General features: G+C 64.5%; 25 protein-coding genes. 18 read left to right on the top strand and 7 right to left on the bottom strand.

Translation table 11 applies throughout. The features are described 5' to 3' along the window. Position 1: 1 nt before the first annotated feature. The 4 genes from D0Y60_RS14670 to D0Y60_RS25030 all read left to right on the top strand — a co-directional run bounded on the left by D0Y60_RS14670 (position 2) and on the right by D0Y60_RS25030 (position 3,685). Positions 2-757: a Phenylacetic acid catabolic protein gene (locus tag D0Y60_RS14670; RefSeq protein ID WP_117370691.1), complete on the top strand. Its 756-nt coding sequence runs from the start codon at positions 2-4 to the stop codon at positions 755-757. Positions 758-769: 12 nt separating this feature from the next. Continuing rightward, positions 770-2,827 (top strand): phenylacetic acid degradation bifunctional protein PaaZ, encoded by a 2,058-nt coding sequence (paaZ, locus tag D0Y60_RS14665; protein ID WP_117370690.1) that lies wholly within the window; start codon positions 770-772, stop codon positions 2,825-2,827. A 4-nt stretch (positions 2,828-2,831) separates the two neighbouring features. Beyond that, positions 2,832-3,332 (top strand): acyl-CoA thioesterase, encoded by a 501-nt coding sequence (locus D0Y60_RS14660; RefSeq protein WP_117370689.1) that lies wholly within the window; start codon positions 2,832-2,834, stop codon positions 3,330-3,332. A 104-nt stretch (positions 3,333-3,436) separates the two neighbouring features. Continuing rightward, positions 3,437-3,685 (top strand): hypothetical protein, encoded by a 249-nt coding sequence (locus D0Y60_RS25030; RefSeq protein ID WP_117370688.1) that lies wholly within the window; start codon positions 3,437-3,439, stop codon positions 3,683-3,685. A gap of 12 nt (positions 3,686-3,697) precedes the next feature. Here D0Y60_RS25030 and D0Y60_RS14650 read toward each other — a convergent pair whose 3' ends face one another. The 4 genes from D0Y60_RS14650 to paaG all read right to left on the bottom strand — a co-directional run bounded on the left by D0Y60_RS14650 (position 3,698) and on the right by paaG (position 6,972). Beyond that, positions 3,698-4,294: a TetR/AcrR family transcriptional regulator gene (locus D0Y60_RS14650; protein WP_117370687.1), complete on the bottom strand. Its 597-nt coding sequence runs from the start codon at positions 4,292-4,294 to the stop codon at positions 3,698-3,700. 96 nt (positions 4,295-4,390) lie between these two features. Beyond that, complete coding sequence (gene paaK / locus D0Y60_RS14645; protein WP_117370686.1) at positions 4,391-5,701, bottom strand: phenylacetate--CoA ligase PaaK; 1,311 nt, start codon at positions 5,699-5,701, stop codon at positions 4,391-4,393. 45 nt (positions 5,702-5,746) lie between these two features. Beyond that, entirely contained in the window at positions 5,747-6,187 is a 441-nt protein-coding gene (gene paaI, locus D0Y60_RS14640) for a hydroxyphenylacetyl-CoA thioesterase PaaI (protein WP_117370685.1), read from the bottom strand. Beyond that, positions 6,184-6,972: a 2-(1,2-epoxy-1,2-dihydrophenyl)acetyl-CoA isomerase PaaG gene (gene paaG, locus D0Y60_RS14635; RefSeq protein WP_117370684.1), complete on the bottom strand. Its 789-nt coding sequence runs from the start codon at positions 6,970-6,972 to the stop codon at positions 6,184-6,186. The genes paaI and paaG overlap by 4 nt, the downstream gene beginning before the upstream one ends. 100 nt (positions 6,973-7,072) lie before the next feature. Here paaG and paaN point away from each other — a divergent pair, with 100 nt between their 5' ends. The 10 genes from paaN to D0Y60_RS14585 all read left to right on the top strand — a co-directional run bounded on the left by paaN (position 7,073) and on the right by D0Y60_RS14585 (position 19,878). Beyond that, the gene (gene paaN / locus D0Y60_RS14630) at positions 7,073-8,734 is read left to right on the top strand and encodes a phenylacetic acid degradation protein PaaN (protein ID WP_117370683.1); all 1,662 of its coding nucleotides are present in this window, start codon (positions 7,073-7,075) and stop codon (positions 8,732-8,734) included. Positions 8,735-8,782: 48 nt separating this feature from the next. Next, positions 8,783-9,922: an ABC transporter substrate-binding protein gene (locus tag D0Y60_RS14625; RefSeq protein ID WP_117370682.1), complete on the top strand. Its 1,140-nt coding sequence runs from the start codon at positions 8,783-8,785 to the stop codon at positions 9,920-9,922. Between the two features lie 70 nt (positions 9,923-9,992). Next, positions 9,993-10,865, top strand: coding sequence for a branched-chain amino acid ABC transporter permease (locus D0Y60_RS14620; RefSeq protein ID WP_117370681.1), 873 nt, complete (start codon positions 9,993-9,995; stop codon positions 10,863-10,865). A 1-nt stretch (position 10,866) separates the two neighbouring features. Then, entirely contained in the window at positions 10,867-11,823 is a 957-nt protein-coding gene (locus D0Y60_RS14615) for a branched-chain amino acid ABC transporter permease (protein WP_117370680.1), read from the top strand. Then, complete coding sequence (locus D0Y60_RS14610; protein WP_117370679.1) at positions 11,820-12,605, top strand: ABC transporter ATP-binding protein; 786 nt, start codon at positions 11,820-11,822, stop codon at positions 12,603-12,605. Before D0Y60_RS14615 ends, D0Y60_RS14610 begins: the two co-directional genes overlap by 4 nt. Beyond that, positions 12,592-13,293, top strand: coding sequence for an ABC transporter ATP-binding protein (locus D0Y60_RS14605; RefSeq protein WP_117370678.1), 702 nt, complete (start codon positions 12,592-12,594; stop codon positions 13,291-13,293). The genes D0Y60_RS14610 and D0Y60_RS14605 overlap by 14 nt, the downstream gene beginning before the upstream one ends. Before the next feature lie 4 nt (positions 13,294-13,297). Continuing rightward, positions 13,298-15,358: a 3-hydroxyacyl-CoA dehydrogenase NAD-binding domain-containing protein gene (locus D0Y60_RS14600; protein ID WP_117370677.1), complete on the top strand. Its 2,061-nt coding sequence runs from the start codon at positions 13,298-13,300 to the stop codon at positions 15,356-15,358. 69 nt (positions 15,359-15,427) lie between these two features. Next, positions 15,428-16,351, top strand: a complete 924-nt coding sequence (locus tag D0Y60_RS14595; protein ID WP_117370676.1) for a helix-turn-helix domain-containing protein — start codon at positions 15,428-15,430, stop codon at positions 16,349-16,351. A gap of 115 nt (positions 16,352-16,466) precedes the next feature. Then, positions 16,467-17,873 carry an aldehyde dehydrogenase family protein gene (locus tag D0Y60_RS14590; protein ID WP_117370675.1) on the top strand — a complete coding sequence of 469 codons (1,407 nt, stop codon included), beginning with the start codon at positions 16,467-16,469 and terminating at the stop codon, positions 17,871-17,873. Positions 17,874-17,898: 25 nt separating this feature from the next. Beyond that, positions 17,899-19,878, top strand: a complete 1,980-nt coding sequence (locus D0Y60_RS14585) for a tyramine oxidase (protein ID WP_199564192.1) — start codon at positions 17,899-17,901, stop codon at positions 19,876-19,878. 58 nt (positions 19,879-19,936) lie between these two features. On the opposite strand, the gene D0Y60_RS14580 is transcribed toward D0Y60_RS14585, so the two are convergent. Together D0Y60_RS14580 and D0Y60_RS14575 are read right to left on the bottom strand one after the other, a co-directional pair. Further along, positions 19,937-21,313, bottom strand: a complete 1,377-nt coding sequence (locus D0Y60_RS14580; protein ID WP_117370752.1) for an FAD-containing oxidoreductase — start codon at positions 21,311-21,313, stop codon at positions 19,937-19,939. After that, the gene (locus D0Y60_RS14575) at positions 21,310-21,777 is read right to left on the bottom strand and encodes a DUF4126 domain-containing protein (protein ID WP_117370751.1); all 468 of its coding nucleotides are present in this window, start codon (positions 21,775-21,777) and stop codon (positions 21,310-21,312) included. The genes D0Y60_RS14580 and D0Y60_RS14575 overlap by 4 nt, the downstream gene beginning before the upstream one ends. Before the next feature lie 322 nt (positions 21,778-22,099). Between D0Y60_RS14575 and D0Y60_RS14570 the strand changes: the two genes are divergently transcribed. From D0Y60_RS14570 to D0Y60_RS14555, 4 genes are read left to right on the top strand one after another with little or no spacing between them, the layout of a single operon-like run. Further along, positions 22,100-23,011, top strand: a complete 912-nt coding sequence (locus tag D0Y60_RS14570; RefSeq protein ID WP_117370674.1) for an ABC transporter substrate-binding protein — start codon at positions 22,100-22,102, stop codon at positions 23,009-23,011. Positions 23,012-23,065: 54 nt separating this feature from the next. After that, positions 23,066-24,226 (top strand): ABC transporter permease, encoded by a 1,161-nt coding sequence (locus D0Y60_RS14565; protein WP_117370673.1) that lies wholly within the window; start codon positions 23,066-23,068, stop codon positions 24,224-24,226. Continuing rightward, entirely contained in the window at positions 24,223-25,161 is a 939-nt protein-coding gene (locus D0Y60_RS14560; RefSeq protein ID WP_117370672.1) for an ABC transporter ATP-binding protein, read from the top strand. The genes D0Y60_RS14565 and D0Y60_RS14560 overlap by 4 nt, the downstream gene beginning before the upstream one ends. Beyond that, complete coding sequence (locus D0Y60_RS14555) at positions 25,158-25,901, top strand: ABC transporter permease (protein ID WP_117370671.1); 744 nt, start codon at positions 25,158-25,160, stop codon at positions 25,899-25,901. Before D0Y60_RS14560 ends, D0Y60_RS14555 begins: the two co-directional genes overlap by 4 nt. Here the strand turns inward: D0Y60_RS14555 and D0Y60_RS14550 are convergent. After that, on the bottom strand, positions 25,898-26,215 hold the full coding sequence (locus D0Y60_RS14550; protein ID WP_117370670.1) for a Dabb family protein: 318 nt from the start codon (positions 26,213-26,215) through the stop codon (positions 25,898-25,900). The two genes, D0Y60_RS14555 and D0Y60_RS14550, sit on opposite strands and share 4 nt — an antisense overlap. Positions 26,216-26,217: the final 2 nt, after the last annotated feature.

The following is a 26,217-nucleotide window of genomic DNA, read 5'->3' as shown; positions in this document are numbered from 1 at the left end:
CATGTCCGATACGATGCCGATCGAGGATTATCTCGCCCAGGGCGGCGTTCTCTCGTCTCCCGCCAATGTGCCGCCGCGCTACCGTGGAGAGTTGCTGCGCCTGATGGCGAGCTTCGTCGACAGCGAGCTCGCCGGTTCCGCCGGTTTTGCCGATACGATCAACGATGCGCCGGGCATTCAGGAACGCATCTCCGCCGCCCGCATCGTGCTGGAAAAAGCCGACCATGCCGGCAAGGTGTTGCAGGTCATGGAGACGTTCGGTGCGGATGGCGGCCGCTACGCCGTGCATCATCCGTGGGCCGAGCGGCTGACCCGTGCGGCCGATATCGGCGCGGCGCGGCAGGGCGGCGATATGCGCCTTTCCGTCTTCCACTATCCGCTGGAGGGCTGGGTGGATGCTGTCGTCATGAACGTGCTGATGGGCCGGGCAAGCGTCGTACAGCTCAAGGAGCTATCGCGTGTCTCCTACCAGCCGCTCGCCGAGGTTTTCCGCGCCATCCTGCCGCGCGAGACGCGCCACGCCGAACTCGGTCTCGCCGGCCTCGTGCAGATCGTCGATGATGCGGAAGGCCGTGCCAGGGCGAAGGCCTCGGTTGCCTATTGGTATCCGCGCGTTGCCGTGAGCTTCGGCCATTCCGGCTCGGCCCGTTTCGAGACGCTATCGCGCTTTGGGCTCCGGCACACGCAAAACGAGACCCTGCTTGCCGAATGGCGGGCCGAGGTCGATGCGCAGCTTTCCGCGCTTGGCCTGAATTGAAAGGACGATAAGATGAACGTCATGGCAAACCGGCCGCGCCGGCTCGAAAGCTATGTCGGCGGCCAGTGGGTTGCCGGCGCGAAGGAGGGCGTGCCACTGCTCGACGCCTCGACGGGCGCGCCCGTCGCCTTCATCGATTCCACCGGCATCGACTTCAAGGCGATCCTCGCCTACGGCCGCGACAGGGGCGGCCCGGCGCTACGCCGCCTATCCTTCCACGAGCGCGCCGCGATGTTGAAGGCGCTCGGGCAGGCGCTGATGGAGCGGAAGGAAGAATTCTATGCGCTTTCGACCGCCACCGGCGCCACCCGCGCCGACAGCTGGGTCGATATCGAAGGTGGCATCGGCACGCTCCTCTCCTATGCCTCCAAGGGCCGGCGTGAATTGCCGAACACCCGCGTGCTGCTCGATGGCGACGTGGAGCTGCTCTCCAAGGACGGCACGTTTTCCGCGCAGCATATCCTGAGCCCCTTGCAGGGCGTGGCGGTACATATCAACGCCTTCAACTTCCCCTGCTGGGGCATGCTGGAAAAGCTGGCGCCGACGCTGCTGGCCGGTGTTCCCGCCATCGTCAAGCCGGCGAGCCAGACGGCCTATCTGACGGAACTCATGGTCCGACGCATCGTCGAGACCGGTATTTTGCCCGAAGGCGCCTTGCAGCTCGTCTGCGGCTCTGTCGGCGATCTGCTCGATCATGTCGAGGGACAGGATGCCGTGACCTTCACAGGCTCAGCCTCCACGGGCCAGCGTCTCAAGACGCACAAGGCCATCGTTCAGAATTCCGTGCGATTCACCATGGAGGCCGATAGCCTCAACGCCGCCGTGCTCGGCCTCGATGCAGCGCCCGGCACGGAGGAATTCGACCTCTTCGTCAAGGAAGTCGCCCGCGAGATGACGGTCAAGGCCGGGCAGAAATGCACCGCGATCCGCCGCGTCATCGCCCCGCGTTCCTACAGCGAAGCCTTGATCGAAAACCTGCGCGCGCGCCTTGGCAAGACCGTCATCGGCAACCCCACCGACGAGGCCGTCCGCATGGGTCCGCTCGCCAGCCTCGACCAGCGTGAGGAGGTTCGGGCCCGTATTCGCGATCTCTCGGTGGACGCCGAAATCGTCGCCGGCGATCCCGATAATGCTAATATCCAGTCCGGCGATGCCGCGGCCGGCGCCTTCCTCAATCCGGTGCTGCTCTATTGCGAGAAGCCGGGTTCGGCGCGCGCCATCCATGATGTCGAGGCTTTCGGTCCTGTCAGTACTATCATGCCCTATGACACGGCGGAAGAAGCGGTCGATCTCGCCCGCCGCGGCAAGGGTAGCCTCGTCGCCTCGGTTTTCACCAACGATCCGGCTTTCGCCGAAGAGGTCGTGCTGGGCCTAGCGCCCTTCCACGGCCGCGTGATGATCGGCAACCGCGTCAGCGCTAAATCCTCCACCGGTCACGGCTCGCCGCTGCCGGGCCTCGTGCACGGCGGCCCCGGCCGCGCGGGTGGCGGCGAAGAGCTGGGCGGCATGCGCGGCGTCAAGCACTACATGCAGCGCACCGCCATTCAGGGCGCGCCGACCATGCTTTCGGCCGTCACCGGCCGCTGGCTGCCGGGTGCGGATGCGCGGGCGGGTGGCGAGCATCCTTTCCGCAAGTCGCTTGCGGAACTCAAGATCGGCGACCAGCTGATCACCGCATCGCGCACGGTGACGCTCGAGGATATCGAGCATTTCGCCAACTTCACCGGCGACACCTTCTATGCCCACATGGACGAGGAGGCGGCCAAGGCGAACCCGTTCTTCGACGGGCGCGTCGCGCATGGCTATCTCATCGTCTCCTTCGCCGCCGGTCTCTTCGTCGATCCGGCGCCGGGTCCGGTGCTTGCCAATTACGGTGTCGACAACCTGCGCTTCCTGACACCGGTCAATCCCGGTGATACGCTGAAGGTGCAGTTGACCTGCAAGGAGATCAATCCACGCGCCAATGCCGAGCACGGCGAGGTGCGCTGGGATTGCAACGTAACGAACCAGAGCGGGGCAACCGTCGCGCAATACGACGTCCTGACGATGGTGGCCAAGACGAGAGAGTGACCGAATGGACCCGCGCCGCCTGGAAATGACCGTTCTGATGACGCCTGACATGGCGAATTTTTCCGGAAAGGTTCACGGCGGCGCGCTGCTCAACCTGCTCGACCGTGTCGCCTTCTCCTGCGCCTCGCGCTATTCGCAGCAATATGCCGTGACGCTGTCGGTCGATCAGGTGATGTTCAAGGAGCCGATCCATGTCGGCGAGCTCGTCACCTTCCGCGCTTCCGTCAATCACACCGGCCGCACCTCCATGGAGATCGGCATCCGCGTCGAGGCGGAAAACATCCGCTCCGGCGGGCGCCGGCACACCAATTCCTGCTACTTCACCATGGTCGCCGTGGACGATGCGGGAAAGCCGGTGCGTGTGCCGGAACTGCAGCCGAAGGACGCCGTGGATGTCAGGCGCTACAAGGCGGCCGAACTGCGCCGCACGCTGCGACGGGAGTTTGCCGAGCGGTTGGAGTCGGTTGCCGCGACGGGCAAGGATGTGGAGAAGGACGGCGCGTAAGCGTTCCAGCGCGGTGCCCGGCTTGTCGCCGTACGCTTGGCAGCTACTTTGACGATGCCTTCTGCGAGGTGTACTCTATTCACCTTCGTCCGGAGGCATCGATCATGCATCTTGGAGCGCTCTTATTGGGTCTGGCCTTGGCCCTGACCGCCACGGTGGCGGATGCCCACAACTGCAAATGCCGAAATCGCGGCGTCATGTTCGAACTCGGGCAGACCTCCTGCCTGAGGGTCGATGGTGGCTCTTATCTCGCGCGTTGCGAGATGAAGCTCAATGTCTCGTCCTGGACAAAGATCGAGGGAGGCTGCCCGGTGACGGAACGTACACTGTTGCGGCCGACACGTGTCAATTAGAATGTGTAAGCCTCAGGTTACGGCCTTGACGCCTTCGAGGATCAGCGTCGTCGCGATGTCGGCATATTCGTCCCTCGTCACCGGCCCGTTCGGGCGGAACCACATATAGACCCAGTTCATCATGCCGAAGAGCGACATGGTGACGGGCATCAAGAGCGGGCGGTCCTTATTGAGGTCGGGATTGATGTCGCGGATCACGCCGGAGAAGCGCTTGACGATCTGTCGCTCGATCGCCTGCAACTCCGAGAGCTGTTCGGGCGAGAGCGCGCTGGTGCCGTTGAGCTGTACCTTGTGCTCGTTGTCGCGGCCTTCGTAATTCGCGAGAACCGCTTTCACCAGCAGGCGCAGGCGCGCCTGCGGGGCGACATCCGGCTGGTCGGCCGTCTCGATGGCATTGGCCAGTTCCGTCAGATGCGTGCGCACGATGTCGAAGATCAGCGCGTCCTTGCTCGGATAGTAGTGGTAGAGCAGGGCCTTCGAGACATTGCTGTGCGAGGCGATCTGCGACATGGACGCCTTCTCCATGCCCATTTCGGCGAAGACCGCCGCGGCGCTGGAGAGAATGCCACGCTGTTTTTCCTCGAAATCGACTGCGCGCGTGCGTGCCATGGTTCCTGCTCTGCTTATTCCGGCTCAAGGACCGCGTCGGGAGGGCGGCCGCCCTCCCTATACACAGTCAAGCCGGTGCCGGGCTATCCCGGCGTTTCACTCTTTTGGTCGATTATCGACCACCCGTTTCGCCTTGCCCTCCGAGCGGGCGACGCCGCCCGGCTCGTGCACGGTGATCTTGGTGGAGACGCCGACGATGCTCTTGATGTGGTGTGCGAGTTCCTTGGCCGAGCCGGCGCGGGCGCCCTCGTCCGCCATCTCGACGGTACATTCGACATGAACCGTCATATTGTCCATACGGCCCGATCGTGTCAGCTCGATCTGGAAATGCGGGGCAAGGCCGCGGCATTTCAGGATCTGCTCCTCGATCTGCGTCGGGAAGACGTTGACGCCGCGCAGGATCATCATGTCGTCGGAGCGGCCGGTGACTTTTTCCATGCGGCGCATGGAACGGGCGGTGCCGGGCAGCAGCCGCGTCAGGTCGCGCGTGCGGTAGCGGATGATCGGCAGGCCTTCCTTGGTGAGCGTGGTGAAGACCAGCTCGCCGATCTCGCCGTCCGGCAGCACTTCGCCGGTCTCGGGATGGATGATTTCAGGGTAAAAATGGTCTTCCCAGATGTGCAGGCCATCCTTGGTCTCGACGCATTCATTGGCGACGCCGGGACCCATGACCTCGGAGAGACCGTAGATATCGACGGCATGCATGTCGAAGGCCTGCTCGATTTCCTCGCGCATGGCGTTCGTCCAGGGCTCGGCGCCGAAGATGCCGACGGCGAGCGAGCTTTCGCGCGGGTCGATGCCGTGTTTGCGGAATTCGTCGAGAATGGAGAGCATGTAGGACGGCGTCACCATGATGATGCGCGGCCTGAAATCCTGCATCAGCGTGACCTGGCGCTCCGTCATGCCGCCGGAGATCGGCACGACGGTGCAGCCGAGCTTTTCCGCACCATAATGGGCACCGAGGCCGCCGGTGAACAGGCCGTAACCATAGGCGACATGCACGATATCACCGGCGCGGCCGCCTGAAGCGCGGATGGAGCGGGCGACGACGGTTGCCCAGGTGTCGATATCGTTCTTAGTGTAACCGACGACGGTCGGCTTGCCCGTGGTACCGGAGGAGGCGTGGATGCGGGCGAGCTTTTCACGCGGCACGGCGAACATGCCGAAGGGATAGGTGTCGCGCAGGTCCTTCTTGGTGGTGAAGGGGAATTTTGCCAGATCGGACAGCGTCTTCAGGTCCGAGGGGTGCACGCCCGCTTCGTCGAAACGCTTGCGGTAGAAGGGAGAATTTTCGTAGGCGTGGGTCAGCGACCACTTCATGCGCTGAAGCTGCAGCGCGGAAATCTCATCGCGCGAGGCGGTCTCGATCGCTTCGAGGTCTCCGGGGCGGGGGGACAGGTCTTCCATGAAATTCTCCTCCAAGAATACGGGCAAGAATGGGGGATGATCTGCTCACTCCGGCAGATGCGTGCCCTTGACTGTTCGCGAGTGGCCGCGGAATTCCGCGATCGCCTCGCCCTCCTGATTGGTGATGCGGATATCGTAGATGCCGCCGCGCCCGCGGCGCGATACCTCGCGCGCCGTGGCAGTCAGCCTGTCGCCCTTGAAGGCCGGTGCGAGGAACGTCACCGAACAGTGCTGCGCGACCGTGCGCTGGTTGTAGGTGTTGCAGGCGAAGGCGAAGGCCGAATCCGCCAGTGTAAACATGTAGCCGCCATGGCAGGTGCCGTGGCCGTTGGTCATGATCTCGGAGACGGTCATGACGATGGTTGCCTCGCCGGGGGCGATGGAGGCTACCTCCATGCCCAGATGGCGGGTGGCGTTGTCGTCGTCCCACATGGCCTTGGCGCAGGCTTCCGCCAGCGCTTGCGGGGAAAGGGTTGCGGCGCTCATTTGCCCTTGAACTCCGGCTTGCGCTTTTCGAGGAAGGCGGAGACGCCCTCGGCATAGTCGGCGCTGCGGCCGGCCTCGCGCTGAACATCGCGTTCGAGGTCGAGCTGCTGATCCAGCGAATTGGTGGCGGCGGCCTGGATGGCTCGCTTGGTCATGCCGAGGCCGCGCGTCGGGCCGGCGGCGAGGCGGGTGGCAAGCGCGTTTGCCTCGTCCATCAGCTTGTCATCGTCGACGGCGCGCCAGATAAGGCCCCAGTCGGCGGCGGTTTCCGCGCCGAGCGGTTCGGCCGTCAGCGCCAGCGCCTTGGCGCGGGCCTCGCCGATCAGCCGCGGCAGGCTCCAGGTGCCGCCGGAATCGGGAACAAGGCCGATCTTTGCAAAGGCCTGGATGAAGCGGGCGGAGCGGGCGGCAAGCGTGATATCGCAGGCGAAGGCGATGTTGGCGCCCGCACCGGCGGCCACGCCGTTGACGGCGCAGATGACAGGCTTTTCAAGGCTGCGGATCAGGCGCAGCAGCGGGTTGTAGAAGGTCTCGATCGTGTGGCCGAGATCCGGCACGCCCTTCTTCGGGTCGCGGTCGCCGAGATCCTGGCCCGCGCAGAAGCCGCGGCCGGAACCGGTCAGCAGCACCGCACGGACGGCGTCATCCGCATGGGCCTGCTCGAAGCCGGCGCGCAGCGCAAGATGCATCTCGTCGTTGAAGGCGTTGAGCTTGTCGGGGCGGTTCAGCGTGAGGGTGAGAACGCCATCGGCAAGCGCCGACAGAATGGTGTCGGAATTGGACATTTTTCCTCCCTGTCGCCCTTCCCAGCGGCGACCGTAAAAAAACTCTTGCATAAACCGACCGGTCAGTCAATTATAAAAGCACTGACTGGGAGGACAGATCATGACCGCACTTTTCGAGCGCCATCGCCCGACATTGGAAGCCGCCTTGCAGGCCGCCGCCAAGCGCGGTTTCTGGTCCGCCTATCCGGAAGTGCCGAGCGGCAAGATCTATGGCGAGACCGCCAAGGACGACGGCCTTGCAGCCTACAAGGCGCGTCTCGGCCAGCCCTTCGCGCTCACCGATCATCCTTCCGAAGGCACCGTTGGTGCGGAAGTCTCGCCTTACGGACCGTCTCTCGGCATCACCTATCCCACCGCCTCCGTGGACATGCTCGTCTCGGCCTCGCGTGCTGCAGCTCCGCAATGGGCCGCTGCCACGCCGGAAACCCGTGTCGGCATCTGCCTCGAGATTCTCGCCCGCCTCAATGCGCGCAGCTTCGAGATGGCCAATGCCGTCATGCATACGACCGGCCAGGCCTTCGCCATGGCGTTTCAGGCCGGTGGCCCGCATGCGCAGGATCGCGGCCTCGAAGCCGCCACCTATGCCTATGCCGAAATGACCCGCACGCCGGTAACCGCGATCTGGACCAAGCCGCAAGGCAAGGGCGAGCCCATCGTCATGGAAAAGCACTGGCGCATCGTGCCGCGCGGCGTCTCGCTCGTCATCGGTTGCAACACGTTCCCGACCTGGAACAGCTATCCGGGCCTTTTCGCCAGCCTTGCCACCGGCAACACCGTCATCGTCAAGCCGCATCCCGCCGCGATCCTTCCGCTTGCCATCACCGTCGAGATTATCAGGCAGGTGCTGGTGGAAGAAGGCTTTGCCGCCGATACCGTGCTGCTCGCCGCCGATGCGCCCGGTTCCGAAATCACCAAGGACCTCGTGCAGCACCCGGCCGTCGCCATCGTCGATTACACCGGATCTAACAGTTTTGGCGCCTGGGTGCGCGAAAATGCCGGCGGCGCTGACGTGTACACCGAGGAGGCGGGCGTCAATTCCATCGTGATCGGCGCCACCGACAATTTCGCCGGCATGTGCAGCAATATTGCCTTTTCGCTCTCGCTCTATTCCGGCCAGATGTGCACGGCCCCGCAGGATATTTTTGTCCCGCGCGGGGGCATCAAGACGAATGAGGGGCACAAGAGCTTCGACGAAGTGGCATCCGGCATCGCCGCTGCCGTCGATGGCCTGCTTTCCGATCCGGCCCGCGCTGCCGGCGTCTGCGGCGCCATCGCCAATCCCGCGACACTCGCTCGCATTGCTACCGTTCGCGCGCTCGGCCGTCTCGTGCGCGATTCCGCGCCGATTGAGGGCCTCGGCGAGGCGCGCACTGCAACGCCTCTGATCCTCGCCGTCGACGCGGCAGACGGCGAAACCTATGCGGAAGAACGTTTCGGCCCCATCGCCTTCGTCGTCGCGGTCGACGATGTCGTCGATGGCGTGAACCGCGCGGCCGAGCTTGCCGAGCGCAAGGGCGCGATCACCGCGGCCCTCTACGCCACCGACGAGGCGCAGATCCTCGCCGCCGCCGATCGGTTTGCCACGGCGGGCGTCAATCTTTCGGTCAACCTGACCGGCGGCATCTATGTGAACCAGAGTGCTGCCTTCAGCGATTTCCACGTTACCGGTGCCAATCCGGCTGGCAATGCCAGCCTGACGGATGCGGCTTTCGTCGCCAACCGGTTCCGCGTGGTCATGTGGCGCCGCCCAGCGGCGGCGTGAGAGGAGTTTTCGTTTTAACCCTTTGTCTTGTTGGGAGGAGAAACCGACATGAAACTTTCGCTTACCACCACCGCGCTTGCGCTCGTCCTGGGTCTTGCCGCGCCTGCTCTTGCCGATATCAAGATCGGCGCAACGGTCTCGGAGACCGGCCCGGCATCCTTCCTCGGCGATCCCGAGGCCAAGACGCTGAAGCTGCTGGTCGAGGAAATCAATGCCGCAGGCGGCGTCAACGGCGAGAAGCTGCAACTCGTCATCTATGACGACGGCGGTGACCCGAACAAGGCGCGCACCTTCGCCACCCGCCTCGTCGAGGACGACGAAGTGGTCGCCGTGATCGGCGGCACGACGACCGGCACCTCCATGGCCGTCATTCCTGTTTTCGAGGATGCGGAAGTGCCCTTCATCTCGCTGGCGGGAGCCATCGAGATCATCGATCCGGTCAAGTCCTATACCTTCAAGACGCCGCACACGGACCGCATGGCCTGCGCAAAGATCTTTGAAGACATGAAGAAGAACGGCATCACCAAGATCGGCATGATCTCCGGTTCGGACGGTTTCGGCGCCTCCATGCACAAGCAGTGCCAGGCCATCGTCGGCGATTACGGCATCGAGGTTCTGGCCGACGAGACCTACGGCCCGACCGATGCCGACATGACGCCGCAGCTCACCAACATCAAGGGCAAGGAAGGCATCCAGGCCGTGCTCAACCCCGGCTTCGGCCAGGGACCGGCCATCGTGACGCGCAACTATGCCCAGCTCGCCGTCGGCCTGCCGCTCTACCAGTCGCATGGCGTTGCCTCTGACGGTTTCATCGAGCTGGCAGGCGCGGAAGCGGCCGAAGGCGTGCGCCTGCCGGGCACGGCACTGCTCGTCGCAAAGCTGCTGCCGGAAAGCGATCCGCAGCGCGCCGTCGTCACCGCCTATAAGGACGCCTATGAGAAGGCGACCGGCAAGCCGGTCTCGACCTTTGGCGGCTATGCGCACGATGCGCTGCGCATCCTTGTCGACGCGCTGAAGCGCGCCGGCAGCGCCGAGCCGTCCGATATCCGCGACGCCATCGAAGCCACCAAGGGTCTCGTCGGCACGACAGGCACCGTCACCATGACGGCCGAGGATCACCTCGGCCTCGACCTCTCGGCCTTCCGCATGCTGCAGATCGAAAAGGGCGGCTGGAAGATCGTCGAGTAATCGAGCCTGCCGGCCCGCGTCTTTAAGGCGCGGGCCGGCGGATACCGTCGTGCGCGAAGCGGAGGCATCCATGCCCGAACTCCTGCAATTTCTCCTGTCCGGGATCACGGTCGGCGCGGTCTATGCGTTGGTCGCCCTCGGCTTCACGATCATCTACAATGCCTCCGACGTCGTGAACTTCGCCCAGGGCGAGTTCGTCATGCTCGGCGGCATGATCACCTTCTTCGCGCATGCCGCCGGCCTGCCGCTGCCGCTCGCCGCCCTCATCGCCATCATCGTGACGGCGGGGATCGGCGTGGCGCTCAACAAGCTCGCCATCGAGCCTGCGCGCGGCGCGCCCGTGGTGTCGTTGATCATTATCACCATCGGTGCCTCCATCTTCATCCGCGGGGCGACGCAACTCGTCTTCGACAAGCAGCTGCACCGCTTCCCGGCCTTTTCCGGTGACCAGCCGATCCTGATCGGCGGCGCGACCATCCTGCCGCAGAGCCTGTGGGTCATTGCCGGTGCACTCGCCGTCTTCGTCTGTCTCTGGCTGTTCTTCACACGCACGCTGATCGGTCGCGCGGTGCTGGCGACGGCGAACAACCGCATCGCCGCGCAGTTGGTCGGGATCAATACCAATTATGTGATGACGCTCTCCTTCGCCATGTCCGCCGCCATCGGCGCGCTCGCCGGCGTGTTGGTGACGCCGATGACGCTGACGGGCTACGATGTCGGCCTCGCGCTGGCGCTGAAAGGTTTTGCAGCCGCCATGCTCGGCGGCATGGGCAATCCCAAGGGTGCGCTGGTCGGTGGTCTGCTGCTCGGTGTGCTCGAAGCCATGACGGCAGGTTACATCAGCTCGCAATACAAGGATGCGGCGGCCTTCGTCGTCATCCTCGCGGTGCTGTTTGCCATGCCGCAGGGCCTGTTCGGCCGCAAGTCGACGGATCGGGTGTGACATGCGGCTCTCCAGCAAGGTTACCACACTCCTCATCCTCGCCGCGGTCATCGCGATCGCGCCGGTCTTCTTCCCGTCGTCCTACTATTTCCGGGTGGGATCGCTGATCTTCGTCAACGGCCTGGCGGTGACGGGCCTCGTCATCCTCATCGGCTATGCCGGTCAGATCAGCTTGGGACATGCCGGTTTCGCCGGCATCGGCGCCTATGCCTGTGCGCTGGCGCCGGTTCATCTCGGCCTGCACCCGGCCTTTGCCGCGCTGCTTGGCGCAGCGCTTTCCGCCGGCATTGCCTTCCTCGTCGGCCGGCCGATCCTGCGGCTCAAGGGTTATTATCTCGCCGTCGCGAGCCTCGGTTTCGGCATCCTCGTCTCCATGGTGCTGTCCAATGAGGCGCAGCTGACCGGCGGGCCCGACGGCATGGCGGTGCCGGAACTCGGCCTTCGCGGCGCGCTGAAGGCCATCGGCATCGATCTGTCCAATACCGAATTCTGGTATGCCTTCTCCGGTTTCGTGCTGGTGCTGGGGGCCTGGCTCGCGCTCAACCTCCATCACAGCCCGACCGGCCGCGCCCTTCGCGCCCTGCACGGTTCTGAGGTCGCGGCACGGACGGTCGGCGTCGATGTCGCGCATTACAAGCTCGTCGCCTTCGTCCTCTCGGCGGTCTATGCCTCCGTGTCCGGTTCGCTGCTGGCGCTGCAGAACAAGTTCATCACGCCCGATGTCGCCGGCTTCATGCATTCCATCGAGATGGTCACGATGACGGTGCTCGGCGGGGCCGGTTCCGTGCTCGGCGCCATTCTTGGTGCCGCGATCCTGACGACGCTGCCGCAGGTGCTGACGATCTTCCAGGAATACGAACAGCTCATGCTCGGCCTCGTCATGATGCTGGTGATGATTTTCATGCGCGAGGGGCTTCTGCCGTCCATCACGCGCCGTATCCGGGGGAGGGGAGAATGAGCCTGCTTCAGATCGAAGGCCTGGGCATTGATTTCGGCGGCCTGCGCGCCGTCAACGATGTCGGTTTCTCCTTGAAACCCGGCGAGATCGTCTCCGTCATCGGCCCGAACGGTGCCGGCAAGACGACGCTGTTCAACATGATATCAGGCGTCTATGCCCCGGCGCGCGGCCGCGTCGTGCTCGATGGAGAGGATGTCACGCGCATGCCGCCGCATCTTCTGGCGCGCCGCGGCCTGTCGCGCACCTTCCAGAACCTCCAGATTTTTCAATCGATGAGCGTCTTGGAAAACGCCGTCGTGGGCCATCATCTGCATGAGCGCGGTTCGGTATTTGCCGATCTCTTTTCGCTCCCCGCTGCACGGCGCCGCAGCAAGGCATCTGAGGACAGCGCCCGCGCGCTGCTCGACCGCGTCGGTCTTGGCCGCGCCGCCGAGCAGGAGGCGGGTTCGCTCTCCTACGGCGCGCTGAAGCGGCTGGAAATTGCCCGCGCGCTGGCGCTGAAACCGCGCGTGCTGCTGCTCGACGAACCCGCCGCCGGCTGCAATGCCGTCGAGACGGAGGAGATCGATCACCTGATCGCGCAGGTCGCGGCCGAAGGGGTGTCGATCCTGCTGGTGGAGCACGACATGAAGATGGTCATGCGCATTTCCAACCATATCGTGGTGCTCGATCACGGCGAGAAGATCGCCGAAGGCGAGCCGGCGGCGATTGCGCGCGATCCGCGTGTCATCGAGGCCTATCTTGGTGCCCAGGCGACGGAGGCGAAGCATGCTGACGGTTGAGGGACTGCGCTCGCGCTACGGCCGCATCGAGGTGCTGCACGGCATCGACCTCGATGTCGCCTCCGGTGAGATTGTCACGGTGGTCGGCGCCAATGGTGCGGGCAAGACGACGCTGCTCAAATGCCTCTCCGGCATCCAGCCGGTTTCGGCGGGCTCCATCCTGTTTCGCGGCGAGGCGCTGACGACGGTGTCAGCACACCGTCGCGTGCAGCGCGGCCTTGCCCAGTCGCCCGAGGGCCGGCAGATCTTCACCAACCTGACGGTGGAGGAGAACCTGCGTCTCGGCGCCTATCTCTTCGCCGACGAGAAGGTGGACCGCGACATGCAGGACGCCTTCGTCATGTTCCCCATCCTCAAGGAGAAGCGGAACCTCGCGGCCGGCGGCCTCTCGGGTGGCCAGCAGCAGATGTTGGCGATTGCCCGCGCGCTGATGGCCCGACCCTCCTGCCTGCTGCTCGACGAACCGAGCATGGGCCTTGCACCGATCCTCGTCGCGCAGATCTTCGACGTGGTCAAAAGCATGAAGGCGCTCGGCGTCACCGTGCTGCTCGTCGAGCAGAATGCGTTTGGCGCGCTGTCCGTCGCCGATCGGGGTTATGTCATGGAGACGGGGCGCATCACCATGTCCGGCCCCGCCGCCGAACTGATCGCCGACGAACGTATCCGCGCCGCTTATCTGGGAATTTGAGATCATGACCGTCACCATCGCCCGAGAAGGTTCCATCGCCGTCGTCACCGTCGACAATCCGCCCGTCAATGCGCTGTCGCAGGCGCTGCGCCAGGCGCTTGTCGAGGCGGTGGTGGAACTGGACGCGGATGCGACGGTGAAGGCCGTGGTCCTGATCTGCGCAGGCCGCACCTTCATCGCGGGGGCTGATGTCAGCGAATTCGGCAAACCGCCGCGGCCGCCGCATCTGCCGGATGTCGTGGCGGCTATCGAGGGGGCGAAAAAACCGTGGGTCGCGGCGATCCATGGCAGCGCGCTCGGCGGCGGCCTCGAAGTGGCGCTCGGCTGCGCCTATCGCGTCGCCGTCTCCTCGGCCAGCCTCGGCCTACCGGAGGTGAAGCTCGGCATTATTCCCGGTGCCGGTGGCACGGTGCGTCTGCCGCGCCTGATCGGTGCGGCGGCGGCCGTCGATCTGGTGACGGGCGGCAGTCCGGTCGGTGCGAAGAGGGCGGAAGGCCTCGGGCTTGTCGATGTCGTCATCGACGGGGATCTGCGCGCGGGTTCTATGGCTTTCGCTGAGGGCATTGCGGAAAAATCGCTGCCGCAGCCGATCTCGAGCCGCGCCGTTCCTGCCGCCGAAGCGGGTTTCTGGGAGAGCGCGGAAAAGGCCGTCGCGGCCAAGGCGAAGCGCGAGATCGCGCCGCTCCGGGCGCTCGCCTCCATCCGCAAGGCCTGCGAGACGGATTTCGCCGAGGCCATGGCCTTCGAGCGCGAAACCTTCCTCGCTCTGCGCGGCTCCGAACAGGCCGCAGCCCTGCGCCATGTCTTCTTCGCCGAGCGTGCTGCACCCCGCCCGCCGGAACTCGCCGGCATCACCCCACGTGACATCCGTTCGGCTGCGGTGATCGGTGGCGGCACGATGGGGGCGGGGATCGCCGCGGCCTTGCGCGATGCCGGTCTGCCGGTGGTGTTGATCGAGCGCGACGCCACGGCGGTCGAGCGTGGGCTTGCCAATGTAAAGGCGATCTACGACGGCTCGGTTAAGCGCGGACGCCTGACGCAGGCGGTTGCCGACCAGCGCATGGCGGGCGTGGCAGGCGGGGATGACTACGGCCTGCTTGCCGATACGGACCTCGTCATCGAGGCCGTCTTCGAGGATCTCGCCGTCAAGCGCGCCGTCTTCGAAACGCTCTCGGCGGTCTGCCGTGTGGATGCGGTGCTCGCCACGAATACCTCCTATCTCGATCCTGGCGCGATCAGCGACGGCATTGCCCATCCCGAACGGTTCCTCGGCCTGCATTTCTTCAGCCCGGCGCATGTCATGAAGCTGCTGGAAATCGTGCCGACGGAAACGACGGCGCCCGAGGTTCTGGCGGCGAGCTTCGCGCTCGCCCGCCAGCTTGCGAAAATTCCCGTCCGCGCCGGCATCTGCGATGGTTTTATCGGCAACCGCATCCTGAAGGTGACGCGTGCCCAGGCCGAGCGCCTGCTGCTGTCGGGTGCGACACCCTCGGCGGTCGATGCCGCCATGCGCGCTTTCGGCCTGCCGATGGGGCCGTTCGAGGCGCAGGATCTTGGTGGCCTCGACATCGCCGCTTTCCAGCGCAAGGCGGCGCGCGAGCGGGGTGAAACACCCTTTGCCCCCGTCGCGGAGCGGCTTTGCGCGCTTCAGCGCTTCGGCCAGAAAACCGGCGGCGGCTGGTACGATTACCAGCCGGGTGATCGTGCGCCAAAACCCTCGGAAACCGTGGCGGCGATCATCGCCGAAGAGGCGGCGGACCGGCCGCAACGAGCATGGAGTGAAGCCGAGATCGCCGACGCGATCCTGCTGCCGATGGTCAACGAGGCGACGCGCATTCTGGCGGAGCGTGTGGCGCTTCGGGCCGCCGATATCGATCTCGTGAAAATCCACGGTTACGGTTTTCCGCGCTGGCGTGGCGGGCCGATGCACTATGCCGAGGCGCGTGGGCTTGCGGATGTGGTGGCGGTGCTCGACCGGCTCGCGGCGGAGGGGCTTGCCGAGGCGCCCTCGGAAGGCCTGCGCCGGGCGGCGGCAGCCGGCGGTTTTTCAGCACTGGAACGATAGGCAAGCGCTGCGGACTGTGATGAGATAGTTTGGGAGTAAAGGCATTCTGCGGGAGCCGGGGAGGGCGCAATGCAGTCGCTGATGACACCGGGGCACAAGCCGGTACAAGTGGAAATTCTCGAGGCGGAAATCCGCAAGGTCTGCGGCTCCTTCGATCTGGAGCCCATGCGGCGCACCGGCGTCATCAATGGTGACGTGACCACGCGGCGCGTCGGCCCGTTCGATACGGCGATCGTCGCGCTCGATGCTTCCGAGGTCGCCCGCAGCACCCGCTCCATCAAGCAGGATCCCGGCGAATATTTCTTCCTGCTCGTGCAGGATGCCGGTCAGTGTCGCGTCGAACAGGGCGATCACGTGGCCGAGCTCCTGCCGGGAGACATGTTCCTCGTCGATTCGGTCAAGCCCTCGACTTTTCTTTATCGCGGCGAGCGCTCCAACCAGGTCTCGCTGCACATTCCGCGCGAAGAAGTGGTGCACCGTTTCGGCAATGCCTGTGCCGGGGGGCTTTCGATCTCGCGGGAGGACCCGCTCTGGGTCGCCATGCGCGCTGTCATCGCAAAGATGCTGCTGGAGGATGGCGCGCAGGCGCAGCTTGGCGAGGCCTTCCTGTGCCTGATGGGCGCCTACCTGCATTCCAGCCGGGTTGCCGGCGTCGCTGCGTCGACCGAGACCCTGCTGTCGCGCGCTTTGGCGATGATCGACCGGCACCGGGCGGACCCCGGCTTCGGTCCGCGCGAACTCGCCACCCGCCTCAATGTGTCTGAGCGCATGCTGCAACGGCATTTCCGGCCGCTTGGCGAAACGCCCGGCCACCGGCTGCTCAATCGCCGGCTGGAATTGGCGCATGCCCGGCTGACGGCGCGGCGGGAACAGCCGTCGGAAGGCGTCACCGCCGTCGCCTTCGATTGCGGCTTCAACGACCTCTCCTATTTCTACCGTGAGTTCCGCAAGAAATACGGCGCCACGCCGGGTGCGGTTGCGCGCTGCCATTGACGCTTTTGTCCAAAAATCGGGACGGCGCCGTCCAAGTCTGATGCCGCGCCCGCTTCTATTCTCTGCCACCAGATAGGACCGCCGGAGGAGGTGGCCTGCCATAGAGGAGGCGGAAATGATGGAATTCCAGGCGACCATCGGCGGCAAGCCGGCCGCTGTCGGTACGGACTTCGCCGTGCTTAACCCGGCGACGGGCGAGGAGGTCGGCCGTGCGCCTGATATGGGCGGCGTCGAGCTGGATGCGGCCGTTGCGGTCGCCAAGGCGGCGTTCGTGTCGTGGTCGGCGCAGAGCGATGCGGCGTTGCAGGCGGCTTGTGCGGCGGTGACGGCGAAGATCGAGGAACATGCGGCGGAGCTTGCCGAAATCATCACGCTGGAACAGGGCAAGCCGCTCAACGGCTTGGGCTCCCGCTGGGAGGTCGGTGGCGCCGTCGCCTGGGCGGGGTATACGACGGGACTTTCGATCCCGGTCAAGGTTTTGCAGGACAACGAGCAGGGGCGGGTGGAGCTGCATCGCAAGCCGCTCGGCGTCGTCGGCTCGATCACGCCGTGGAATTTCCCGGTGATGATCGCCGTCTGGCACATCCTGCCGGCGCTACGCACCGGCAACACGGTCGTCGTCAAGCCCTCGCCCTACACACCGCTGTCGACGCTGCGGCTTGTACAGATCATGAACGAGGTGCTGCCGCCCGGTGTCGTCAATGTCGTGACGGGCGACGACAAGGCGTTTAATCTCGGTGGCGCCATGTCGGCGCATCCGGATATAGCAAAGATTGTCTTCACCGGCTCCTGCGCCACCGGCCAGAAGGTCATGCAGTCCGCCGCATCGACCATGAAGCGCCTGACGCTGGAAATGGGCGGTAACGATGCCGGCATCGTGCTGCCGGATGCCGATCCGCAAGCGATTGCCGAAGGCCTGTTCTGGGGCGCCTTCATCAACAATGGCCAGACCTGCGCGGCGATGAAGCGGCTCTATGTGCACGACAGCATCCACGACGCGGTCTGCGATGCGCTCGTCGCCTATGCGAAAAACATCCCCGTCGGCAACGGCATGGAGGAGGCGAGCATTCTCGGCCCGATCCAGAACCGCATGCAGTTCGACAAGGTTTCGCGGCTCGTGGCGGATGCCAAGGGACGCGGTAAGGTGCTGCTCGGCGGCGAACCGGGCGAGGGCCTGTTCTTCCCGCCGACCATTGTCACCGGTCTGCACAATGGCGATGCGCTCGTCGACGAGGAGCAGTTCGGGCCGGCGCTGCCGGTCATCCGCTATTCGGATGTCGAGGAGGCGATCCGGCTGGCGAACGACAGCCCGAACGGGCTCGGCGGCTCGGTCTGGTCGTCGGATATCGCGGCGGCGAAAAAGGTGGCGAGCCGTATGGCCTGCGGCTCCGTCTGGATCAACAAACATGGCGCCATCCAGCCGAATGCGCCCTTCGGCGGCGTCAAGCTTTCCGGCATCGGCGTCGAGTTCGCGGAAGAGGGCCTTGCCGAATACACCGACATCCAGGTGGTCTTCGCCTGAGAAAACAACAGAAGAGGGAACGATCATGAGACTGACGAGATATCTTGCCGCTACGGCGCTGGCCTTCGGCCTGACTGCCACCGCCGCGGCCTCCCATCCGCTGGATGGCCTGACCGCCGAGGAATACCAGAAGATCAACCAGATCCTGCGCGAGCAGAAGGTTGCCGACGACACCACGCTCTATCCGCTGATCGAGCTGAAGGAGCCCGCCAAGGCCGACGTGCTCGCCTGGAAGGAGGGCGACAGCCTCGACCGCAAGGCGACCGTCTACCTGACCAGCAAGGAAGGCTTCAGCGAGGCCGTGGTCAACATCACCAAGGGCGCGGTGGAGAGCAACGAGAAGACCAAGGGGCAGCCGATGGTGCTGTTCACGGAATTCATGGGGGCGCTGGAAGGCGTGCTCGGCAATCCCGAAATGGTGGCCGGCCTTGCCAAGCGCGGCCTGAAGCCGGAACAGGCCTTCTGCCTGCCGCTCACCGCCGGCAATTTCTTCACCGACGAATACACCAATTCGCGCCTGATGAAGGTGCCCTGTTATCAGGTGCCTGACGGCTCCAACTTCTATGCCAAGCCGATCGAGGGCCTGTTTGCGCTCTACGACATCGGCAAGAAAGAAGTGCTGCGTGTCGTCGATACGGGCGTGCTTGATGTGCCGAAGGACGGCTGGGGCTATACGGAGGAGGAAGTCGCCAAACGCACACCGCTGCGCGCCGAGACGAACCCCGTCAAGCTGGTGCAGGAGGGAGGGCCGAACTACAAGATCGATGGCAGCCATCTCGAATGGGATATCTGGCGCTTCAACTTCCGCGTCGACAAGCGTCCGGGCCTGGTGCTCTCCAATCTCGACGTCAACGATGACGGCACCTGGCGCTCGGTCATCTATCAGGCGCATCTCTCGGAAGTCTTCGTGCCCTATATGGACCCGTCGGAAGGCTGGTACTGGCGCACCTATATGGACAGCGGGGAATATGGTTTCGGCCTGTTCCTGACGCCGCTGCGCGCCGGCATCGATTGCCCCGCGCATGCCACCTTCCTGCCGGCGACGATCGCCGACGACAAGGGTCAGCCGCTGGTCATTCCCGATGCCATCTGCGTCTTCGAGCGCAGCAACGGCGATCCGGCCTGGCGCCATTTCGAAGTCTTTGCCCAGACACCGGAAAAGCCGATCCCGGCGGAGGGACGCCCGGCGACGGAGCTCGTGGTGCGCACGGCCTCGGAAGTCGGCAACTATGACTATCTCATCGACTACCGCCTGCAGCAGAACGGCCAGGTCAACATCTATGTCGGCGCGACCGGCCTCGATGCGGTGAAGGGCGTTGCCTCTACCTCGATGAAGGATGCGACGGCCAAGGCCGATACGGCGCATGGCACGCTGATCGCGCCGAACCTCGTTGCCGCAAACCACGACCACTACTTCAACTTCCGCATCGACTTCGACGTCGACCAGCCGATCAACCACTTCTCGACGATGGATATCGTGCCGGCCAAGCTCGATGCGTCGAGCCCGCGCAAGTCGATGTGGACGGTCGAACACAAGATGCCGATGACGGAAATGGAGGCGCGCTACAAGCTCTCATCCTCGCAGCCGCGCTACTTCCACATCTCGGATCCATCGCGTGAAGGCTATCTCGGCCATGAGCCGGGCTACATGATCCACCATGGCGACGTGTCCTACGGCCCGTTCGACTTCGAGAACGACCCGCCGATGAAGCGCAACGCTTATATCGAATATTCGGTGTGGAACACGGTCTATGACCCGGAACAGCGCTATGCCGGCGGCAAGTTCGCCATGCAGAGCGACGGCTCGGATACGCTCGCCGAATGGGTGAAGAAGGACCAGAGCCTGATGGGCAAGGACATCGTCACTTGGTTCTCCGCCGGCTTCCACCATATCCCGCGCATGGAAGACTGGCCGGTCATGTCGACGGAATGGAAGACCGTGCACATCATGCCGCACAACTTCTTCGCCCATAACCCGGCGCTGACGATCCGCAATCCGAAGTGACGCGATGGGGATATTGTGATCTGAAAAATGAAAGGCCCGGGAAATTCCCGGGCCTTTCTCATTTTGCCGGCTGCATCTCGCCGAAGACGGTCGGGATCAGTTCCGATATGGTCGGGTGGATGTGTACGGCATGCGTGATGGTCGTGTAGGGCCTGCCGGAATACATCACGTCGAGAATGCTCTGCACGGCCTCGTCGCAGCCGGTGCCGAGAAGCGAGGCGCCGAGGATTTCCTTCGTCTCGGCATCGGCGATCACCTTCATGAAACCGAGCGTTTCGCCCTTTTCCTTGGCGCGGCCGACGCGCGTCATGGGCCGTGTCCCGATCAAAAGCTTGCGACCGGTCTTGCGCGCCTCCGTTTCGCTCATGCCGGCGCGGCCGAGCGGCGGGTCGATATAGAGCGCATAGGTCTGGATGCGGTCGCTGACCTTGCGTGGTTCGTTGTCGAGCAGGTTCGCCGCGACGATCTCGAAGTCGTTGTACGAGGTGTGCGTGAAGGCGCCGCGGCCGTTGCAGTCGCCCATGGCGAAGATGCCGGGCACGTTGGTTTCCAGCCGCTCGTCGACGGTGATGTAGCCGCGCTTGTCCACCGCCACGCCCGCCTTGTCGAGGCCGAGATCGTCGGTGTTCGGCCGCCGTCCGGTGGCGAGCAGGAGATGCGAACCGGTGATCTCGGGCGCGCCGGCCGTACAATCGACGCCCACCCCGACACCGTCGCCGCTTTTGAAGAAGCGGATGCATTCCGCCCCGGTCCTGACAGCGATGCCCTCGCGCTCAAGGATATCGCGCACGGCGTCGCTGATATCAGGGTCTTCCCGCGCAATCAGCCGCGGCCCCTTTTCGACGACCGTAACCTCGGCGCCGAAGCGGCGGAACATCTGGGCAAATTCCAGCCCGATATAGCTGCCGCCGATGACGACGAGGTGTTTCGGCACCTCCGTCAGCTCCATGATCGAGACATTGTTGAGGTGCGGTACCTCTTCCACGCCGGGAAAATCCGGCACGACGGCGCGGCCGCCGACATTGAGGAAGATCTGGGGAGCCGACAACAGATCGTCGCCGATGCGGATTTCCGTCGGGCTTTCGATGCGGGCATGGCCGCGGATGAAGGTCAGGCCCTCCATGCTTTCCAGCCAGTCCTCGTTACCCTTGCGGGCATCGAAGCGCACCTTGTCCTTGCGCGCCATGACCTTAGCGAAGTCGATGGCGACAGGGCCCGTCACCACGCCGTAATCGGCGCCGCGGCGGGCGAGGTGGGCAGCATAGGCGCTGGCGACCATGGCTTTGGTCGGCATGCAGCCGGTGTTGACGCAGGTGCCGCCGACAAGCTTGCGCTCGATGAGGGCGACCTTCCGGCCGGCGGCCGTCAACCGTCCGGCGAGCGACGGGCCGGCCTGGCCCGCACCAATAATGATGGCGTCGAATGTCTGCATCAGAGAACCGACGAAACGACGAAGAGGCCGAGCAGAACGGCGACGGCGTCTTCGAGAAGCGCGATGGGCAGGTCCTTGCCGCCGGTCGCAGCGACGAGGCGATGGCGGGCCTCCGCGCCACCCAGCGTGCCGATGATCGCGCCGATCACGCCGGCCACCAGCCCGCCGATCAGCGCACCACCGGCCGTGCCAATGACGGCGCCACAGAACGCGCCGCTGACGATGCGGGCGCCGAACTGCTGCGGCACCTTGCGGCTCGGCGTGCTCGGCAGCTGGTCGGTGACGAATTCGATGAGCGCGAGCGCGCCGAAAATATAGGGCGTGAAGCGATAGCCCATGAAGGCGGCCCAAGTGCCGGAAAGTGGCAACCAGCCAAGGGCGGCACCGATGCTGACGGCTGCGGGCGCCGTCATGGCGCGAAGCCCTGCCACGACACCGATCAGCAATGCGAGGATGTAGATGCTCATTGTCCCCTCAAAAATCTGCGCCGGACATCGGGCCCGGGATGGTTCCCGGCAGAGATGAAATGCATTATCGAAATGGAGGATGGGCCGGCTGGAAGACTGTCGGATGGCATGGCTGATTGCAACGGGTTTCTTTTGCCTGATAGTTTCTTCCGGCATAAATTTTAAAGCGCTTTGGACGCGGCAACAAACACCGTGTCATGTCCTGTCTTCGCAGTCTGTTTTTTGCGATTTGCTGACATATATGGAATGCTTTGCCCGGACGGGCTTTCTGAAACGTGGTGAAACTGTGGCCACGAATTGCCGCACAAGGAGAGGTTTTCACATGCGCCCAGTCGTCAAGTTTATCGGAGCAGCTCTGGCCCTCGGTCTGGCCGCCGGTGCCGCCCACGCCCAGGTTGTCGTTTCCTCGAAGATCGATACGGAAGGCGGCGTTCTCGGCAACATCATCCTGTCCGTGCTGAATGCCAACGGCATCCAGACGACGGACCGCGTGCAGCTCGGCGCGACGCCGGTCGTTCGCCAGGCGATCATCGCTGGCGAAATCGACATCTATCCGGAATATACCGGCAATGCCGCCTTCTTCTTCGAAAAGGCCGACGACCCGGCCTGGAAAGATGCGGCCAAGGCCTACGAACTCGCCAAGACGCTCGACTATGACGCCAACAAGATCGTCTGGCTGCAGCCGTCGCCGGCCAACAACACCTGGGCGATCGCGCTGCGCAAGGATGTAACCGAGCCGAACAAGCTCGTCACGCTCAGCGACTTCGGCAAATACGTTTCTGGCGGTGGCCAAGTCGTTCTCGCGGCCTCCTCGGAATTCGTGAACTCGGCGGCCGCCCTTCCGGCCTTCCAGACCACCTACGGCTTTACGCTGAAGCCGGAACAGCTGATCACGCTCTCGGGCGGTGACACCGCAGCGACGATCGCCGCCGCTGCCAACCAGACCAACGGCGCGAACGCCGCCATGGTCTATGGCACGGATGGCGGCATCGCGCCGTCGGGCCTCGTGGTTCTCGAAGACGACAAGGGCGTGCAGCCGGTCTACCAGCCCTCGCCGATCATCCGCGAAGAGGTTCTGAAGGCCAATCCGCAGATCGAGGAACTGCTGAAGCCCGTCTTCGAAAAGCTCGACCTCGTCACGCTGCAGGATCTCAACGGCCGCGTTCAGGTCGGCGGCGAGCCGGCGAAGGCAGTTGCCGAAGACTTCCTCAAGAAGAACGGCTTCATCAAGTAAGCCGCGATCACCCTTCGCCCGGCCGGGCGGAGGGTTCTCCCTAGAAAGGCTTTCATGCGGTTCAGGATCGACAAGCTCGGCGTGGTGATCGCCTTTTTGCTGGCCTACGGCGCCTTTCTGGCGCCGTTTGCCAATTTCCGGGCCAATCGTATCGTGCCGGGTGAGCCGCGGGCAATCCTCGATGCATTGCCATCCGGCCTCGGTGCTGCACTGCTTGCCTTTGTTGTCGCCGCTATCGTGCTCATCGTCCTGAGGACGCCGACGCTGCTGCGGCTGCTGCTCGGCCTTGCAGCTCTAGCGCTCCTCTCCATTCTCATCGGCATCTCCGCCGGCCATCTGACACCGCCGGAAAATACCTATGCTCGTGTTTCGCCGGCCTCCGGTTTCTGGTTCACCATCTTCGCCTTCGCGCTCCTGACCGCCGATGCGCTGGCGCGGCTGAAACTCGCGCCGCTTGCGCGGGTAGCGCTCTTGGCGGCGGTTGCCGTCGCCATTGCCGCTCTACTGATGTCCGGCGCCTGGGACGGGCTTTCGATCCTCAAGGAATATGGCAGTCGCGCCGAGACCTTCTGGCTGGAGGCTGGCCGGCACGTCGTGCTGGCGCTCGGATCGCTGGCGGCGGCGACATTGATCGGCCTGCCGCTCGGCATTCTCTGTCATCGAGTGGAAGGCTTGCGCGCCGGCGTGCTCAATGTGCTGAACATCATCCAGACGATCCCTTCGATTGCGCTGTTCGGCCTGCTGATCGCGCCGCTCGGCTGGATCGCGCTCAACGTGCCGGGGGCGGCGGCCATCGGCATTCGCGGCATTGGCGCGGCCCCTGCCTTCGTCGCGCTGTTCCTCTATTCGTTGCTGCCTGTCGTCGCCAACACGGTGGTCGGCCTTGCCGGCGTGCCGCGCGATGCCAATGATGCGGCGCGCGGCATCGGCATGACGAACGGCCAGCGGTTGTTCGGCGTCGAGTTGCCGCTTGCCTTCCCGGTCATTCTCACGGGCATCCGTATCGTGCTGGTGCAGAATATCGGGCTTGCCACCATCGCTGCCCTGATCGGTGGCGGCGGCTTCGGCGTCTTCGTCTTCCAGGGCATCGGCCAGACTGCCATGGACCTCGTGCTGCTCGGCGCGGTGCCGACGGTCGCGCTCGCCTTTGCGGCCGCCATCGTGCTCGATGCCGCAACCGAACTTTCCCTCTCCAAACCCGGCAGGGCCGCATGATCCAGATCGACAGCATCACCAAGCGCTATGGCGACAACACCGTGGTCGACAATGTCTCGATGACGATTGCGCCGCGCACGATCACCGTTATCGTCGGCACGTCGGGCTCGGGCAAGACGACCCTGATGCGCATGGTCAACCGTCTGGTCGAGCCGACCTCGGGCACCATCCGCATAGACGGCGAGGACAACCGGTCGATGCCCAGCTACGAACTGCGCCGCCGCATCGGTTATGCCATCCAGGGCCATGGCCTCTTCCCGCACCGCACGGTCGCGGAAAATATCGCCACCGTGCCCGGCCTGCTCGGTTGGGAAAAAAGCCGCATCGACGCCAAGGTGAAGGAGCTGCTCTCGCTCTTCCAGCTCGACCCCGCCGCTTTCGGCCCGCGGTATCCGCATGAATTGTCGGGCGGCCAGCAGCAGCGCGTCGGCGTTGCCCGCGCGCTCGCCGCGGAGCCGAACATTTTGCTGATGGACGAGCCCTTCGGCGCGCTCGATCCGGTCATCCGCGCCAAGGCGCAGGACGATCTTCTGGCGATCCAGAAACATTTCGGCACGACGATCATCCTCGTCACGCATGATATGGAGGAGGCCTTCCACCTCGCCGACAAGATCGCCGTCATGGACAAGGGCCGGATCGTGCAATACGCCGCCCCCGAGGAGATGCTGGTCAAGCCCGCCACGGATTTCGTCGAGACGCTGATCGGCGCCGGCGAGCGGCCGTTCCGGCTTCTCTCGATCGGCACGGCCGGCGATGCCGCCGAAGCGGGCGCTGCGGATGGCGAACCGCTTGCGGCGGCGACCAGCCAGCGCGAAGCGCTGTCGGCGTTGCTGTGGTCCGGCCGCGATGCCCTGCCGGTCGTCGGTGCGGATGGCGCAGCCCTTGGCCGCGTGACGCTTGCCGGCCTTGCCCGCCGTGCCGCGAGGCCGCAATGAAGCGGCTTCTGCCAAATCTCCTGCGGCTGGCGGCGCTGATCATCCTGATCACCTTTCTCGTCCAGCCCGGCCTATACGAGCCGTTGCTCAAGCCGCTGGTGCAGGCCAATGCGCCGGCGATCTACAATCAGGGCAGCCTGTTGTCGCTGACGCTGTCGCATCTTGCGACAGTCTTCACGGCGACGCTTGCCGCAACTATCGTCGCCGTCGGGCTTGCCATTCTCGTGACGCGGCCCATCGGGGCCGAATTCCTACCGCTGTCGCGCAGCCTCGTGAATATCGGCCAGACCTTTCCGCCGGTCGCCGTGCTGGCGCTTGCCGTCCCCGCCGTCGGCTTCGGCGAGAAACCGACGCTGATCGCGCTTTTCCTCTATGGCCTGCTGCCGATCTTCGAAAACTCCATGACCGGCCTTTCCACCCTGCCGCCAGCCATCGTCGAGGCGGCGAAGGGAACCGGCATGACGGCGTGGCAGCGGCTGACCAAGGTGGAGCTGCCGCTGGCGCTGCCGATCATTCTCGCCGGCATCCGCCTTTCGGTGACCATCAGCCTGGCCACGGCCACTATCGGCTCGACGGTCGCGGCAAAAACCCTCGGCGAAGTCATCATCGCCGGCCTGCAATCCAACAACCTTGCTTTCGTGCTGCAGGGCGGTCTCGTGGTCGCGGTGCTCGCGGTGCTAATCTACGACGCCTTCTCCGCGCTCGAGCGCATGCTTTCGCGCCGGGCGGGTCGAGTCTAGTCGTCGGTTTCTAGGTCATAGACGAGGATGCCGGCGACGCCGCCCTCGGCGGCCGCAACCAGGCGACCACCCGTCTGCTTATGCTCGGGATCCTCCAGATAGGCATCACGCGAAAAGCTGTCGGCGAAATCGACGATGAAGCCGTCGGAAAAGCCCTTGTCCATGCCGGTTTCCGGGCTGACATTGGTGCCGATATGCACGGCGACCATGCCCGGAAGGCGGTCCTTCAGGGCATCGATCTCGTTGAAAAGCTCGGTCTTGTAGGCGACGGAAATGGTCGGCTTGAAGCGGATGAAGACGCAGTGGCGGATCATGG

Origin of the sequence: Shinella sp. WSJ-2 (assembly GCF_003432075.1) — a bacterium.
Classification (GTDB): Bacteria; Pseudomonadota; Alphaproteobacteria; order Rhizobiales; family Rhizobiaceae; genus Shinella.
This window is presented reverse-complemented; position numbering and strand designations above follow the sequence as displayed.

Bases quoted from the DNA above. Each gene is read 5' to 3' on its own strand.
- D0Y60_RS14670 (WP_117370691.1), top strand. From the start codon at position 2: ATGTCCGATACGATGCCGATCGAGGATTATCTCGCCCAGGGCGGCGTT.
- paaZ (WP_117370690.1), top strand. From the start codon at position 770: ATGAACGTCATGGCAAACCGGCCGCGCCGGCTCGAAAGCTATGTCGGC.
- D0Y60_RS14660 (WP_117370689.1), top strand. From the start codon at position 2,832: ATGGACCCGCGCCGCCTGGAAATGACCGTTCTGATGACGCCTGACATG.
- D0Y60_RS25030 (WP_117370688.1), top strand. From the start codon at position 3,437: ATGCATCTTGGAGCGCTCTTATTGGGTCTGGCCTTGGCCCTGACCGCC.
- D0Y60_RS14650 (WP_117370687.1), bottom strand. From the start codon at position 4,294: ATGGCACGCACGCGCGCAGTCGATTTCGAGGAAAAACAGCGTGGCATT.
- paaK (WP_117370686.1), bottom strand. From the start codon at position 5,701: ATGGAAGACCTGTCCCCCCGCCCCGGAGACCTCGAAGCGATCGAGACC.
- paaI (WP_117370685.1), bottom strand. From the start codon at position 6,187: ATGAGCGCCGCAACCCTTTCCCCGCAAGCGCTGGCGGAAGCCTGCGCC.
- paaG (WP_117370684.1), bottom strand. From the start codon at position 6,972: ATGTCCAATTCCGACACCATTCTGTCGGCGCTTGCCGATGGCGTTCTC.
- paaN (WP_117370683.1), top strand. From the start codon at position 7,073: ATGACCGCACTTTTCGAGCGCCATCGCCCGACATTGGAAGCCGCCTTG.
- D0Y60_RS14625 (WP_117370682.1), top strand. From the start codon at position 8,783: ATGAAACTTTCGCTTACCACCACCGCGCTTGCGCTCGTCCTGGGTCTT.
- D0Y60_RS14620 (WP_117370681.1), top strand. From the start codon at position 9,993: ATGCCCGAACTCCTGCAATTTCTCCTGTCCGGGATCACGGTCGGCGCG.
- D0Y60_RS14615 (WP_117370680.1), top strand. From the start codon at position 10,867: ATGCGGCTCTCCAGCAAGGTTACCACACTCCTCATCCTCGCCGCGGTC.
- D0Y60_RS14610 (WP_117370679.1), top strand. From the start codon at position 11,820: ATGAGCCTGCTTCAGATCGAAGGCCTGGGCATTGATTTCGGCGGCCTG.
- D0Y60_RS14605 (WP_117370678.1), top strand. From the start codon at position 12,592: ATGCTGACGGTTGAGGGACTGCGCTCGCGCTACGGCCGCATCGAGGTG.
- D0Y60_RS14600 (WP_117370677.1), top strand. From the start codon at position 13,298: ATGACCGTCACCATCGCCCGAGAAGGTTCCATCGCCGTCGTCACCGTC.
- D0Y60_RS14595 (WP_117370676.1), top strand. From the start codon at position 15,428: ATGCAGTCGCTGATGACACCGGGGCACAAGCCGGTACAAGTGGAAATT.
- D0Y60_RS14590 (WP_117370675.1), top strand. From the start codon at position 16,467: ATGATGGAATTCCAGGCGACCATCGGCGGCAAGCCGGCCGCTGTCGGT.
- D0Y60_RS14585 (WP_199564192.1), top strand. From the start codon at position 17,899: ATGAGACTGACGAGATATCTTGCCGCTACGGCGCTGGCCTTCGGCCTG.
- D0Y60_RS14575 (WP_117370751.1), bottom strand. From the start codon at position 21,777: ATGAGCATCTACATCCTCGCATTGCTGATCGGTGTCGTGGCAGGGCTT.
- D0Y60_RS14570 (WP_117370674.1), top strand. From the start codon at position 22,100: ATGCGCCCAGTCGTCAAGTTTATCGGAGCAGCTCTGGCCCTCGGTCTG.
- D0Y60_RS14565 (WP_117370673.1), top strand. From the start codon at position 23,066: ATGCGGTTCAGGATCGACAAGCTCGGCGTGGTGATCGCCTTTTTGCTG.
- D0Y60_RS14560 (WP_117370672.1), top strand. From the start codon at position 24,223: ATGATCCAGATCGACAGCATCACCAAGCGCTATGGCGACAACACCGTG.
- D0Y60_RS14555 (WP_117370671.1), top strand. From the start codon at position 25,158: ATGAAGCGGCTTCTGCCAAATCTCCTGCGGCTGGCGGCGCTGATCATC.
- D0Y60_RS14550 (WP_117370670.1), bottom strand. From the start codon at position 26,215: ATGATCCGCCACTGCGTCTTCATCCGCTTCAAGCCGACCATTTCCGTC.